The 14990-nt window shown below is 51.0% G+C and carries 10 protein-coding genes; 4 read left to right on the top strand and 6 right to left on the bottom strand.

Annotation, left to right across the window (positions count from 1 at the left end):
• Positions 1 to 199: 199 nt before the first annotated feature.
• Entirely contained in the window at positions 200 to 1231 is a 1032-nt protein-coding gene (locus QET93_RS10215) for a hypothetical protein (RefSeq protein WP_280131859.1), read from the top strand.
• A gap of 13 nt (positions 1232 to 1244) precedes the next feature.
• On the opposite strand, the gene QET93_RS10210 is transcribed toward QET93_RS10215, so the two are convergent.
• The gene (locus tag QET93_RS10210; protein WP_280125565.1) at positions 1245 to 2036 is read right to left on the bottom strand and encodes a glycosyltransferase family 25 protein; all 792 of its coding nucleotides are present in this window, start codon (positions 2034 to 2036) and stop codon (positions 1245 to 1247) included.
• A 331-nt stretch (positions 2037 to 2367) separates the two neighbouring features.
• On the opposite strand from QET93_RS10210, the gene QET93_RS10205 reads away from it, so the two are divergent.
• Complete coding sequence (locus QET93_RS10205) at positions 2368 to 4068, top strand: phosphoethanolamine transferase (RefSeq protein WP_280131860.1); 1701 nt, start codon at positions 2368 to 2370, stop codon at positions 4066 to 4068.
• A gap of 25 nt (positions 4069 to 4093) precedes the next feature.
• Here the strand turns inward: QET93_RS10205 and QET93_RS10200 are convergent, their stop codons facing one another.
• Together QET93_RS10200 and nadA are read right to left on the bottom strand one after the other, a co-directional pair.
• Positions 4094 to 5092 carry an SAM-dependent methyltransferase gene (locus QET93_RS10200; protein ID WP_280125567.1) on the bottom strand — a complete coding sequence of 333 codons (999 nt, stop codon included), beginning with the start codon at positions 5090 to 5092 and terminating at the stop codon, positions 4094 to 4096.
• Positions 5093 to 5111: 19 nt separating this feature from the next.
• Positions 5112 to 6044, bottom strand: coding sequence for a quinolinate synthase NadA (gene nadA / locus QET93_RS10195; RefSeq protein WP_280125568.1), 933 nt, complete (start codon positions 6042 to 6044; stop codon positions 5112 to 5114).
• Positions 6045 to 6403: 359 nt separating this feature from the next.
• Here nadA and rpsA point away from each other — a divergent pair, with 359 nt between their 5' ends.
• Positions 6404 to 8098 (top strand): 30S ribosomal protein S1, encoded by a 1695-nt coding sequence (gene rpsA / locus QET93_RS10190; protein WP_280125569.1) that lies wholly within the window; start codon positions 6404 to 6406, stop codon positions 8096 to 8098.
• A gap of 484 nt (positions 8099 to 8582) precedes the next feature.
• Here rpsA and QET93_RS10185 read toward each other — a convergent pair whose 3' ends face one another.
• The 3 genes from QET93_RS10185 to QET93_RS10175 form a co-directional block, all read right to left on the bottom strand.
• Positions 8583 to 9836 carry a PA14 domain-containing protein gene (locus QET93_RS10185; protein ID WP_280125570.1) on the bottom strand — a complete coding sequence of 418 codons (1254 nt, stop codon included), beginning with the start codon at positions 9834 to 9836 and terminating at the stop codon, positions 8583 to 8585.
• A 34-nt stretch (positions 9837 to 9870) separates the two neighbouring features.
• Entirely contained in the window at positions 9871 to 11241 is a 1371-nt protein-coding gene (locus QET93_RS10180; protein WP_280131861.1) for a PA14 domain-containing protein, read from the bottom strand.
• A gap of 257 nt (positions 11242 to 11498) precedes the next feature.
• Positions 11499 to 12200 (bottom strand): sigma-70 family RNA polymerase sigma factor, encoded by a 702-nt coding sequence (locus QET93_RS10175; RefSeq protein WP_280131862.1) that lies wholly within the window; start codon positions 12198 to 12200, stop codon positions 11499 to 11501.
• Positions 12201 to 12606: 406 nt separating this feature from the next.
• On the opposite strand from QET93_RS10175, the gene QET93_RS10170 reads away from it, so the two are divergent.
• The gene (locus tag QET93_RS10170; protein WP_280125573.1) at positions 12607 to 14835 is read left to right on the top strand and encodes a sodium-translocating pyrophosphatase; all 2229 of its coding nucleotides are present in this window, start codon (positions 12607 to 12609) and stop codon (positions 14833 to 14835) included.
• Positions 14836 to 14990 lie beyond the last annotated feature (155 nt).

Below are 14990 nucleotides of genomic sequence, written 5' to 3'. Positions count from 1 at the left end.
ATACCCTGTTTTATGCAAATAAAGAAAGACGCGTGGTGGGTGGTATTCGGACCTCCGGCTCCGGATTGATCGCTCCGGTCGGGAAGAATTGGTCTGCCCATGTTGAACATATCTCGTCACCGGGGGATGTTCTTGACACAAGAGTGTGAGCAATTAGACTCAAAAAACTGTATTCCGGATTGCAAAAAGCAGAACCGCCATGGGAGATATCATCAAAATCAAGGTTGTTAGCGACGAGCTTAGAGGGTTTCCCAATGGTGTTGGCGAATCCGTACTTCGGGACGATTGCCTGTTCATGAATGATGCCTGGACGAAGGACTACGACTGGATGGTGGTCTATGACGATTTTCCCCGGGGCGACGTCGGCACGATTGTGAGAGAGAAGGAATTGCTGGCCTGTCCTCGCGAGAGAACCATTCTGGTAACGGCAGAGCCGCCTTCCATCAAAATTTACAGTTCTCCCTTTACCCGTCAGTTCGGCTATGTTCTGACAACTCATCCGGCATGGTGCCTGCCGCATCGCGGATACAGACTTGGGCGAGGATGTCTGAGATGGATGGCAGGGTACGATCTGGAGGAATCCCTTTCCATGCCGGACTATCCGAAAGACAGGACTATTTCTGCCGTGTGTTCCGCCAAGCAGCAGAAACACACGCAGCATTTTCGACGCTATACCCTCATCAAGTATTTGCAGGATCACCTCGACGATATGGTTTGGTATGGCTGGGGTGTGAAGAATCTCGACCACAAATACGATGCCCTGAACCGGTACAAATACCACATAGCCGTTGAAAATTACATCAACGACTACCATTGGTCCGACAAAATTTCCGATCCTTTTCTGGGGTTGTGTCTGCCTTTTTATGCGGGAGATCCCAGAATCGGAGAGATCTTCCCGGAGGACAGCTACATTCCTATCCCTATTGACGATCCTCCTGAAGCTTTGCGCATTATTCGGGCAGCCATTGCCAACAACGAATACGAAAAACGCCTGCCGGCTATCCGCGAAGCCCGCCGTATCCTTGTGGAGAAGTATAACTTCTGGCAGCAGGTGGTAGATTTAATTCACGACCACATGGCTTCTCCTAAGGCTCAACAGGATAAGGTGAAGCCGAATTTTGTGTTCAAGGGGCGCCATGCGTTGCGTTGGAATCCATTGAACCTTTGCATAGAAGGATTCGAAATAGCCCGCTACAAATTGTTTGCGCTGGCAAGCAGTAAAAAGTATTGAGCGTCTTTCCGTATTACTGGAATTTGATAGAGGCTTTCATGCGTTTTTGCATACGCGTCTTGCCCATGGATGTCCCCATGATGCAGAAGCGGTGGAAAATGTACTGCAGGAGGGTACGCTTTTTTCTGTCGTTTTGGGATCGGTTGTTGTCCTGATTGATTTCGCTGATCGGAGCAAAATGTTCATCGGGCCAGGCAAGATCGGGCTGGACGCCGGTAGCCACGAAGTCCCCGTGGAAACACGCGTAAGCCAGGAATCCATCGAAAGGAAGCCAGTATCGGCGGAAGGCATCCAGCATTTTTTGAGCTCCGGCTTTTGTGTATAGAATACTCGTTGATTCCCAAGGGAATTTCTTAGGAAAAGTCAATTCGCATTTGCGACCTGCCTGGGAAGGAAGAACATGGTAATGCGGAGGAGCTGTCCAGAGTTTGATGCAATCCCATCCTGATGTGTGCTCAAGGATTTCATCCAGCAATTCAACAAAGTCGGGATGGAATGAAACATCGTCTTCGTTGACAACGCAGTAATCGTACTCCGATTCAACAAATAGGCGCAGCGCCTTGAGATGGCTTTGAATGCAGCCGAGTTCGTTAAGGGTCATCCCTGCGGGGAATTCCTTCAGCCTTCTTTTCACATCATACTCCGGCAAATTGTCCGGGGACAGGTCTTTCCCATGGACGGCGGGAACGATTTGAAGAGGGATTCCCACTTTTCGGGCTTGCTCTTCCACGTGCTGGCGTCTGGCAACGGATTGCTCCAGGTTGATTGCCAGGTGCAAAACCTTGGTAAGGGCAGATGATTGCATGATGATGATTTTGTTGGGAAATGTCTGTTTTAGAAACGAAAGACCCGATCTGGTGGGAATAGAGTTTATTCTGTGGGTGTTTCGAAGAGAACTAAAGACATTTGAAGTAAAACGGATTGATAAATCGCTTGCAAGAAAAATTTGACGTGAGACGGATTGCCAAACCGCTTGCAAGGAAAAAAATTCTGCCTCTGGAATAATTATATTCCAAAAAATAACAGACAAGGGGGATTGATGTTGTTTTTTTCGATGTTTTATTAGGTTTTCATTATTAGTGTCTTATATTATTAATAAGCGGTTTGGCAATCCGCTATGTATCCAACAACACTAAATGCCTAAAAAATCAATCATTATGGGGAAAATTAAAATTTTAAACTATTTTTCTTTGGTGTGGAAACAGTTGGAACGATGGATTGCAATAAACAAATTACCGCTTTCAATTGCTTTGCTTGTTTCTTTATTGTACGTCGTTTTATTTGATGTCGGCGTACGTGAATTCTCAGGAATGGCTCTTGTTTGGAAAATACTTTATACGACGGTTCAGATTTTCCTTTTTACCTTACTTTTATCGCGCTTGAAGTATGTTGGCGGAATTATTTTTGCGTTAGCCAATATTATAGTAATTGTTTTACAATATGCCAAGATTGTTTTTTCCCTTGATTTGTCTCCGGCAATTGTCAATGCGACATTCCAAACGACTTGGAATGAGGTGCTTCCGTTAATTAATATCTATATTGTTCTGGCAATATTGGCTTGTTTGTCGTTAAGCTTTTTATACATTAACTGGTTGAACCGCAAGCTCATCGTCGCCCATAACTGGTGGTGTTTGGGAGGGTGGCTGGGTTTGTATGTATTTTACCTGCTTCTTCCCGGCATGTTTGCCTACAAGCAACCATGGGTTCTATGCAATACGATGACGCGCGAAATTTTGGAGAATCCGTTTTTAAGGGAACATGCAGAACGTGAATATTCCTGGTTATGGAAGAAGAATGTTAGAGAGCACTTCCTGAGTCCCGCTTTTAAATACAACAGAATTTTGTCGTATACTCGCGATTATTTCAAGAATATCGATACGCAAGATCCGGCTGTTTTAGCATCTCATGCCGAACGGGAAGACGAACCTATGGTTTTTGTGCTTGTCATCGGGGAATCTTTACGCGCAGATCATTTTTCTCTTTTTGGATACGACAGGGAGACCAACCCTTTACTTTCCAAAATTCCCAATCTTTATGGATTCCCTCGTTTCTATTCTTTTCAGACGGGAACCTCGTCGTCAATTTATGGTATTTTGACAAATGCCGATATAGAACATCCACATGCAACAATGAAATCATTCGCATCGGTGTTAAAGAAGCACAAGTTCAAATGCTCTTTGATTACGTCAAATTATGGGGTCATGACCTTTTTTACAGCGGCCCATATCCAGCCTTCGTTTACGACTTTTGCTGATTCTGTTACGGATTGCGAATACGGCAACACGCCTGCACTGAAAGCATTGTCGCAGGCGGTCAACAGTAGCCCCCGGCAGCTTGTCGTACTACAAAACGGGATGGGACATTTCCCGTATTATTGTGATGAACGGTACAAGAAATACCGGCCATGTGATTTTAACGGCGATCCGCCGTTTCAAAAGAAAGAAACGATGGAACGAATGTTGAATGCCTACGATAATTGTGTGATCGGGATTGACGATTTTCTGGCTCGATCCATCGCGATTCTCAAGGATAAAAGAGCTGTTTTGTTATTCGTATCTGACCATGGGGAGTCGTTCGGGGAAAATGGAAGATGGTCTCATTGCGGGCCTCTGACGTGCAGAGAACAGAGACATATTGCAGCTTGTATTTGGTTTTCAGATAAATACAGGGCAACCAACGCCAGGCAGGTAGAGAACATTTTGTCTCACAGGAATCAACCTTTGTCACACGATCACATTTACCACACAGTTATTTCCATATGTGATATTCAGTCACAGGTTCAAAATCCCAAGCTGGATTTAACGAATCCTGAGATTGAAACAGCCAAGGAACCGTAAGCTGTCAGGATTGTGCGACAGGAGACTAGTTTCTTGTTTGAATGAGGACTTTGAATTCGGCTCCTGCTCCTGCTTCGGCGGTAAGGAAGCGGTCCTGAAGGGAGCCGGAGGCATAGGGCAGAAGGTAATCCCGCTGGGTGAGGTAGTCGACTTGATCTCCGATGCATTGGGCGCAGAGGTCTTTTAGCGCGGAGAAGTTGACGTCGCAGGTGACGTCCATTTTTCCCGGGTGAGCGTAGACATCCATGCCGGTGAACATCCGGTGGTTGTAATAGGCGCGTAATGTGCCGTGAGGCCTGCGGGCGTAAAGCTGCCGGAAGTCGTCTCCGTAGTCGATCGTGGTCATGACTCCTGATTTCCACTGGGGAAGCCAGCTGGTGAACCAATGGGCGTAGGAATCGTGTATTTCGATCCTCTGGCCGAGTCGTGTGCAGGAGTATTCCAGAATGGAAACCCGGGGGGGCTTGGTAATGGGGCGCAGTTCTTCCGCTATAGCTCCGTTTTTGACGGTAAGTCCGACTTCCATCCATCCCTCTTCTGTTTGTTCGAAAACCCGTGCGGGGAAGGCATCCACCAATTCGTTAGAGAAGATGAAGGCGCGTCCTTTACAGGCTTTGAGGGCTTTCTCCATATTATTGTGGATGGTGGCGCGGTTGCCGAGGGCGAGGTATTGGAAGTCCCTCAGGTTTGGGGAAGACTCCACGATATGATAATGGACGGAGAGGCGTTTCCAGAAGCCGAGTTCGTTCATGACGGCCATGGCGAGGGCGGCATTGCCGGCTCCTATTTCGAGAAAGGGAAGTTTTTTCCCTGTCGTTTCACAGGCCTGCCGCCATTTGTCGACGAGAGCCTTGGCCAGGATGGGAGAGAGTGTGGCTGTCGTGGAAAAGTCTCCGCGGATACCGATATTCTGGATGGAAGCGCTGTAATATCCTTCCCCCGGATGGTAAAGGGCAAGCTCCATGAATGCGTCGATAGGCATCCATCCTCCGGCGGAGGCAATGTGGTCGGATAACCTGATCATGGTGGGGAAGGGGAGCGGGTTACCGGGAGAGTTCCAGCATGCGGAGCAAGGGGGCCTCGGCGCGTTGACGGAGGTCTTCCGGCAGGTCGATGACGGGGGTGAGGTTGGCGAGAGCGTCCCGGAGCTTTTCCAGCGTGTTGAGTTTCATGTAGGAGCATTCGCTGCAGGAGCACCGGGGTGTGGCCGTACTGATGAATTCCTTGTCCGGTACCATCTTGCGGAGGCGGTGCAGGATGCCGGCCTCGGTGACGATGATAAACTGTTTGTGCGTGCTTTCCCGGCAGTAGGGAATCATTTTTTCCGTCGAGCAGATATGGTCGGCAAGAAGGCGTACGGCTTCCGTGCATTCCGGATGGCAGACGAGGGCGGCATCCGGGTAGGCCGCTTTCAGTTCCTGAATCTGGCGTGCGGTGAATTCCATGTGGACGTGGCAGGCTCCGTTCCACAGGTCCATCGGGCGATTGAGTTGTTCCATAACCCAGGAACCGAGGTTTTGGTCGGGGACAAAGAGAATGGGACGATCTTTCGGAGCTTGGGAAACGACGTGAGCCGCATTGCCCGACGTGACGATGACGTCCGCCAGAGCTTTGACCCCGATGGAGCAATTGACGTATGCGACGACGTAGTAATTTTTGTCGGCATGTTCCTTGAGGAAGGACTCGAGGTCTTCCGCCGGGCAAGAGGCTTCCAGGGAACAACCGGCATCCAGGTCGGGCAGGATGACCGTTTTCCCGGGATTCAGGATTTTGGCGGTTTCAGCCATGAAGTGGACGCCGCAGAAGGCAATGACGTCGCAATCGGCTTCCTGTGCCTTGTAAGCAAGAGCCAGGGAATCTCCCACGAAATCGGCAATGTCTTGAATTTCCGGACGCTGGTAGCTGTGGGCGAGAATGACGGCGTTGCGTTCCTGTTTCAGTCGCAGAATCTCGGCTTTCAAATCGAAATCGACCATGCGGGCAAGATGAAGCCGAAGGACTCCCGAGTCAAGGAGGAACCCGGACCATGACGTCTAAGCAATGTCTCGTACGTTGCTGATGCGCTGCACAAGAAGGGTTCAGGGAAGGCGGTCGACTGCATCGGCGGGGAGATGAAAAAAGAGGGGAATATGATTGAGGTTTCATCCGGTTTTTCATTCGGTTTGATATAAGTGTTATGATTTGCCGGATATGCAAAAATAGTCTTGCAAATTTGGCCGGACGTGGTATTTGAAGCCATCCGTTATTTCGCCCGGCGGGGCAGGTGCCCCATATTCTCGCCGGTGATCGGGGCCATGAGAAAGCACGGAAAGATCAACTCATCAACCAAACTTAAATGAGCAACACTGAATTGTTGGACTTGATTGACAGCAAGTTCCACGAACTCCGCGAAGGTTCCATCGTGAACGGAACCATCATTGATATTCGCCCCCAAGTCGTCCTCGTGGACATCGGCTACAAGTCCGAAGGCGCTATTTCCATCTCCGAATTCGAAGACGAAGAAATCGAAGTGGGTGACGAAATCGAAGTCCTCCTTGAGCGCCTCGAAAACGACGAAGGTATCGTCGTCCTTTCCAAGGAAAAAGCAGCCCACAAGCAGAATTGGGAAAAAATCGTTGCCGTGTACCGCGAGGGCGGTCTGGTCAAGGGCAAGGTCAAGAGCGTCGTCAAGGGCGGCCTCATGGTCAATGTCGGCGTAGAAGCCTTCCTTCCCGGTTCTCAGGTGGATATCATCCCCCCGAAGGATCTCAACGAATACGTTGGCAAAGTTTACGAATTCAAGATCGTCAAGGTGAACGACGAACGCAAGAATATCGTTCTTTCCCGCCGCGAAGTCATTGAAGCCGAACGCGCCGAACAGCGCCAGCGCTTCCTTGAAACCGTCAACATCGGCGACAAGGTCGAAGGTATCGTCAAGAACATCACGGACTTCGGCGCATTCGTCGATCTCCGCGGCATGGACGGCCTGCTCCACATTACCGATATGAGCTGGGGCCGCGTCAATCACCCGAGCGAAATGCTCCATATTGGCCAGTCTCTCGAAGTCATCATCCTCGAAGTCGACCGCGACAAGGAACGCGTTTCCCTCGGTCTCAAGCAGATGTCCGAAAACCCCTGGGCCGATATCGAACGCAAGTTCCCGATCGGTTCCCAAGTGAGCGGCCGTGTGACCAAACTTCTTCCTTACGGCGCATTTGTCGAACTGGAAAAGGGAGTGGAAGGCCTTGTGCACGTTTCCGAACTTTCCTGGGTGAAGCGTATTACGCGTCCGAGCGACGTGTTGAAGCTCGATCAGGAAATCGAAGCCGTCGTGCTCTCGATCTCCCAGAAGGAACAGAAGATCTCCCTCGGCGTGCGTCAGCTCGAAGCCAATCCGTGGGACGATATCGAAAAGCGTTTCCCGATCGGTACGGTTATCAAGGGCCAGGTGCGCAACCTGACTCCTTATGGTGCTTTCGTCGGCCTGGAAGAAGGCATCGACGGCATGATCCACGTTTCCGACATGAGCTGGACCCGCAAGATCAACCACCCCTCCGAAGTCCTCAAGAAGGGCGACGAAGTGGAAGCCGTTGTTCTCGAAATCAAGAAGGACGAACAGCGTGTCTCTCTCGGTATCAAGCAGCTTGAAAGTGATCCGTGGGAATCCATCAATGACCGCTTCAAGGTTGGCGACATGGTGACCGGTCAGGTTGCCAAGATTGCCAGCTTCGGTGCGTTCGTGAACCTCGACGGCGACATCGACGGTCTGATCCACATCTCCCAGCTCAGCGAAGAACATGTGGAACGCGTCAAGGACGTCATCAAGGTTGGCGACGAAATCAAGGCCCGTGTGATCAAGGTGGACAGCATCGAACGCCGTATCGGCCTTTCCATCAAGGCTGTGGATTACGACGCCGAACAGCTCCGCCGCGAAACCGCTTCCTTCGAAGCTCTCCGCCCGAGCAGCGACATGGTCGGCCTCGAACAGGCCTTCAATCTTGCCGCCCTCCAGCAGAACGGCGAAGAATGGAGCCCCTCCGAAGAGAAGTAATTCTTTTCGCTGGCACAGGGTTTGCCTCAAGGCAGACACATCAATAGCATTTCAGCACCGCAGGTTTTCCTGCGGTGCTTTTCTATACTCCATACAGAGGGAAGTTCCCTTGGGATGAAATGTTCCTCAAGGTTTGAGGGACAGGTGTTTTTCAGGCCGGATTTGGCGGGAAAGGAAGTACGGAAGGACGAACGGATTTACATTGACTATGGGAAGATGCCCTAAAGTTTTCTTCCGTTTCCGTATCAAGGAGAGGAGCTTATGAATGAGGGCTTCAGCCCCAATCCGAAGCTTAATGACGAGGAGAGGAAAGGCTGGTTTATCTGAATAATCCAACGGGCAATTTTTATGGTTCGGTACAACAGAGTTAACCTTTTCCTTCCGGATGGACAGAAGACAAACGATTATGATTGAGCAAAAAAATCTGCTGTTCGTCTCAAGTAAACGAACAGCAGATTGTTAAGATTTTATATGTGATCAGGCTTTATTTGACCACCGGCCAAACGAGGCCGACCGGGTCGAAGGGAGGCGCTTCGCCTTTGGCTGGTTCCGGCAAAGCGTAATTGGTACGGAACAAGGGGAGGATGGGACTGCCGAATTGCTTGTCCTTTTTGACGTCCTTGGCTCCGATTTCTTCGATCAGGAGAATGGCTCCCATTTCCCCGCCGGGGATTTCCGAGACGAGGATCTCGATGGGGTACACCTTGTTAGCTTCCACGGTGAATTCCGCCCCGGTGGCGAGGCCGCCCAAAGCGTTGTTCCAGTGGTTCATGCCGGTGTACTTGTACATGGGAACGGGGAAGTTTTTGTAAATGCCGGCTTTCCGTAATTCCTTTTTGATGACGTCGTTCTTGGACTGGCCGGTCATGTACTTGTAATATTCGCCTCCGGCAGTGGCGCCGCCTTTGGTAACGGTGAGCTGGTACCACCCGTAGTCGAAGACGTTCTTGCCGTCGAATCGTACGACGATGGCATCGTCACCGGCGCCGACGAAGCGGAACGTTCCCGATTTGGGAGCGGCGACTTTGCCCCTGTAAATGGCGCACCAGCGGCTGTCCTTGACCTTGCCTTCGCATTTGAAGGCTTTGGGGGCTTCCGTTGCCGCACGCCGTGTGATGAAGATGTGGGGATTGTACAGTTTAGCCGGAGATTTGTAGTATTTGGCGAACTTGCTTTCGTGCCATCCGCCAGTGATGAAGTCCTTCATGAGAAGGGCAGCCTGGTCGGGCGTGATGTTGGTAGGGGAACCGGCAGCGGTTTGTTTGAAGTCGTAGAAAGTACCGGTCAACATGCTGCCTCCGGGTTTGTCGCTACCGAAGTTACCGCCTTCCGTACCGAGATCGTCACCGACACCGGCTCCAAAATCGACACCCAGTTCAAGGCTTTGACCGAGATCGGCCACATCGGGCGTATCAATATCCACCGTGGCGATGGCTACATCGCTGACGGCATTGGATGTAATGATACTGGCATGGTTTTGTACGGAGGCCGAGGGGCGTGTTGTAACGCGTTCGGGCGTAACCGGATTGTCGTTGGGGGGGCCTTCCTCGTTAGAGGCGACATAGGCGACGACTTCGGGCTGTTCCGGAGAAGAGACGACGATGGCAACTGCGTAAAGCAGAAGACCGCCTAGCACGGTGGAAAGCACTGCCGTCAGAAGAGCGGTAAGCATGTTCCGCGTCTTTTGGGTGCGTAGCGCCTTGTCCGCGTCGTCCGTCATGCTGATGTGTAGACTCATAGCTTATTGCGGGGTGATAGTGTTACTGACATTTTTATCGCATATATCCGGACATTTGAAAAGTAACAACAGGGTAACAATTGATACCGGAGACTGAATTTTTCGTATTGGATGTATTATTTGCGCAGATGGGATTCGGTTGAGATATTATGATTTGACTGCTTTCCAGATGATGCCGACCGGATCGAAAGGCGGCGCTTCGCCTTTGGCTGGTTCCGGCAAAGCGTAATTGGTGCGGAACAAGGGGAGGATGGGACTGCCGAATTGCTTGTCCTTTTTTGGCTCCGATTTCTTCGATCAGGAGAATGGCTCCCATTTCTCCGCCGGGGATTTCCGAGACGAGGATTTCGATGGGGTACACCTTGTTGGCTTCCACGGTGAATTCCGCCCCGGTGGCGAGACCGCCCAAAGCGTTGTTCCAGTGGTTCATGCCGGTGTACTTGTACATGGGAACGGGGAAGTTTTTGTAAATGCCGGCTTTCCGTAATTCCTTTTTGATGACGTCGTTCTTGGACTGGCCGGTCATGTACTTGTAATATTCGCCTCCGGCAGTGGCGCCGCCTTTGGTAACGGTGAGCTGGTACCACCCGTAGTCGAAGACGTTCTTGCCGTCGAATCGTACGACGATGGCATCGTCACCGGCGCCGACGAAGCGGAACGTTCCCGATTTGGGAGCGGCGACTTTGCCCCTGTAAATGGCGCACCAGCGGCTGTCCTTGACCTTGCCTTCGCACTTGAAGGCTTTGGGGGCTTCCGTTGCCGCACGCCGTGTGATGAAGATGTGGGAATTGTACAGTTTGGTCGGAGATTTGTAGTATTTGGCGAACTTGCTTTCGTGCCATCCGCTGGTGATAAAGTCCTTCATGAGAAGGGCAGCCTGGTCGGGCGTGATGTTGGTAGGGGAACCGGCAGCGGTTTGTTTAAAGTCGTAGAAAGTACCGGTCAATGTGCTGCCACCGGGTACGTCGGAACCGAATTCTCTGGTTTGCTGCCAGTTGGTATTGACTCCGACGCCGTCTCCCATGTCTTCAGCGGACAAGGGCAGGGATTCATTGAAATCATGGACATCTGTATTCTGGATCTCGTTGTACGGAATAGTTATTTCAGGAGAATAGGCGGTGGATGAAATGATGGAGGGAGGATTGGCGGCGGCCGATGCGGGCCGGATGACGGCCCGTTCTGCGATTACGGGAGCCGGAGTAGGGGGGAGTTGCTCATTGTTGACGGTTATGGCTTCCAGACTGGGTGGGTCCTGCTGCCTGATGACGATGGCAACTGTGTAAAGCAGGAGTCCTCCCAGAATGGTGGAGAGGACTGCTGTGGAAATTGCGGCAACCATGTTGCGTATTTTTTGGATATGCATGGCATGGGCAGCTTCGTTTGTCATATCGATATGTAAACTCATGGCTTTTGTCGGGGTTGATCTATTCGATCATTTTATCCCATAATTCGGCCGTTTTGTTAAGTAACATGGCAGTAACATTCAGTAACATACGAGTAACAGAGTCTCGGAACGCCGAGAGGTGTAAACAGGGATTCTTCCCTGGTACGTGAGAGAACGAGGGCAAACGAAAAAAGTGGAACCCGATCAAGAGAAAAACGAGAAGGCGTTTCCTGCCCACCCGGAAGGAAAAGAGATGGAAGGACGCGGTAAAAGGCGCGTTACTTCTTCCTGCTATGCTTGGGATCGGATGGGTCTTTAGCTTGATCCATCAGATAGTTCAGTTCTTTTTTTAGAGCTGCACCGACCCGGTGTTTAGCCAGGTATACCTGGGCGATGCTGACTCCGAGATGACTGCAAACTTTGGAAACATTCCATTCCCTGAGGACATAGTAGTCAAATACTTGGAACTGTTTGGGGGAGACGACTGCCTTGACGCGGTCAATGGCCGCTTTGATGAGATTCTTCTGCCATTCCTGCTCCCAGAGTTGTTCGAAGCTGTTTTTGCCTTCATCGGGAATCGTTTCGATCGGATGCTCGTCGGATTCTTCCTGGCGGGGGGAAATGAGCATGGCTGTATCTTTTTTACGGCGTCTGAACTGATCGTTGATACGCCAGCGGGTCATGTTCCAGAGCCAGAGCTTGAATGAACCCTGGGAGGGATCGTACATATTTTTTTTACTCTGCTTGGCGATGGAAAGAATCGTTTCCTGAACAACATCCCAGGCTTCGTCTTCACGAAGCCCGGCTTTCAGGGCGACAGAGTAAATGAGGCGCCAGTAGGTTCGGTAGAATTCGTCCCACGTCTTCTGGTCTTCCCAATTTTCAAGCCTGGCAATCAACGTCTTCCGCGTGCGTTCCGCAAATTCGGAAAGCATTTTGTCGTCCGGCTCGGTATCTTGAATGGGAAAATTGAATGACATTTTACCGAAGACTACGAAAAATCGATCGCTTTGGAAAGCAAAAGCTTTCGAATGCTGACATGGTATCTTGAGAATTACGGGCAAGTCTCGTTTGTCTTTCTCTTGTCCAAGAGGGTATTCTCTAGATTTCTGGATTGATTGTGTATGTCGTATATTTTTTATAATAAGTTGTTTGCATAGAAATTTCGATAAAACTCTCAACCGATGCAACATTTTGGTTGCGCGGGGAGGATATTTTGACATACTCCGTAGTCGTTGAAAGTGGGCTTTCCCGCAACCTGCAGGTGATACTTTGCATATCATGCGGGTCGGGATGAAGCATGCATCGACCTGGGAAGAGGAGTCTTTTCCGTATTTCATAGGTGGAGTATGGCCTGTTTTCGACTACTACCAACTATTTCATTCTATGTTAACTAACGAACAACTCTTTTGGGCAATTCCATTTGCCTCAGTGTGTGCGCTCTTGTTTGCATTTATCTTCTTCTGGAAGATGAAACGCGAGGGAGAGGGGACTGAAACCATGCAGAAAATTGCCCAGCATGTCCGCGTGGGGGCAATGGCCTACCTGAAGCAGCAATACAAGATTGTCGCTATCTTTTTTGTATTGATCACGCTTATTTTCGCCTGGTTGGCCTATGGACTTCACATTCAAAACGTGTGGGTTCCCTTCGCATTCATTTCCGGTGGTTTTTTCTCAGGCCTTGCCGGGTATATCGGGATGAAGACGGCTACTTATGCGTCCAACCGCGTAGCAAATGCCTGCCGTAATTCTCTTGATGCCGGTTTGCAGATCGCTTTCCGTTCGGGAGCCGTTCTCGGATTGACGGTAGTCGGCCTGGCCATGCTCGACATCGGCGCATGGTATTATATATTGAACTATTTCTATAGCGACATGGTTCAGAATGAACGCTTGGTCATTATTACGACAACCATGTTGACGTTTGGTATGGGGGCATCCCTCCAAGCTCTCTTTGCCCGCGTGGGCGGAGGTATTTTCACGAAGGCCGCCGATGTGGGCGCCGACCTTGTCGGTAAGGTTGAGGCCGGTATCCCGGAAGACGACCCCCGCAATCCTGCTACGATCGCCGATAACGTGGGTGACAACGTGGGGGACGTGGCCGGTATGGGCGCCGATTTGTACGAATCCTATTGCGGTTCCATCCTGGCTTCCGCCGCTTTGGGCGCCGCCGCTTATTATACGGTTCCCGACGAAGCGATTAAAGCTGTACTTGCTCCGATGCTGGTGGCTGCCCTCGGCACCGTACTTTCCATTATCGGCGTGTATGTCGTCCGCGTGAAGCGCGGTGCGACGCAGACGGAACTGATGGCGGCCTTGAACCGTGGCATCAACCTCAGCTCCTTCCTGATTGCCATTGCCTCCGCGTTCCTCCTCAAATTGATTGGCTTGAACAACTGGGCCGGTATCTGGGGAGCAATCGTAACCGGCCTCGTCGTCGGCATTATTATCGGCAAGGCGACGGAACACTACACTTCCCACGATAGCCGCCCATGCCGCAAGATCGCCGAAAGCGCCCAGACCGGCCCGGCTACCGTGATTATCTCCGGCATCGGTATTGGCATGGTTTCCACTTGCATTCCGGTGATTACGATCGTGATCGGAACGATTCTTGCCTATGGCCTTGCCTCCGGTGACTGGCACTTTACGGGAGAAGACATCAGCAGCGGCCTCTACGGCATTGGCATGGCTGCCGTCGGGATGCTTTCTACCCTGGGATTAACCTTGGCTACGGATGCCTACGGTCCCATTTCCGACAATGCCGGCGGCAATGCCGAAATGAGCGGTCTTGAAGAAGAAGTTCGCCGCCGTACGGATGCCCTGGATGCCTTGGGCAATACGACGGCTGCTACCGGCAAGGGGTTTGCCATCGGTTCCGCCGCATTGACGGCGCTGGCGCTTCTGGCTTCCTATATTGAAGAACTCAAGATCGCCATCAAGCACTGGTCCGAATCCACCGGTGAGACGGTGTATAAGATTAATGAAGCCTTGAGCGTTCCTGTCTCTGAAATTACCAATTGTTCCCTGGGCAAATTCATGGATTACTTCCAGGTAACGCTGATGAATCCCAAGGTGTTGATGGGGCTTTTCATTGGAGCTATGATGTCCTTCCTGTTCTGCGGGTTGACGATGAATGCCGTTGGTCGTGCTGCCGAGAAGATGGTCACGGAAGTTCGCCGCCAGTTCCGCGAAATCAAAGGTATTCTGACGGGAGACGCCGAACCGGACTATGTCCGCTGTGTGGAAATATCGACGGCCGGAGCCCAGCATGAAATGATTTGGCCGTCCGTCTTGGCTGTGATCACCCCGATTCTGACGGGAGTAGTCCTCGGGGTTCCTGGCGTGTTCGGACTTTTGGCGGGAGGTCTTGCCTCCGGCTTCGTGCTGGCTATTTTCATGGCCAACTCCGGTGGCGCCTGGGACAATGCTAAAAAGTATATCGAACAGGGAAATCACGGAGGCAAGGGGTCTGAAGCTCATAAAGCTTCCGTCATCGGCGATACCGTTGGTGACCCCTTCAAGGATACCTCAGGTCCTTCCTTGAACATTCTCATTAAACTGATGAGCATGGTCTCTATCGTGACCGCCGGTGTGAATATTGCGATTACACTGCTGTAAGCAAATCTGAGAGCGTATTTCATCAATCAAAAGGCCTCGGGATTCACGTCCCGGGGCTTTTTCGTTTGCGGAGCAGGATTACTGGATTTATCCACTACCCAGGGATGGCCTGGAATTCCAGGGAATGAATGATAGAAAAAGCAGTCTTTCCCTGG

Source organism: Akkermansia sp. N21116, from assembly GCF_029854705.2.
Taxonomy (GTDB): domain Bacteria; phylum Verrucomicrobiota; class Verrucomicrobiia; order Verrucomicrobiales; family Akkermansiaceae; genus Akkermansia.
This window is presented reverse-complemented; position numbering and strand designations above follow the sequence as displayed.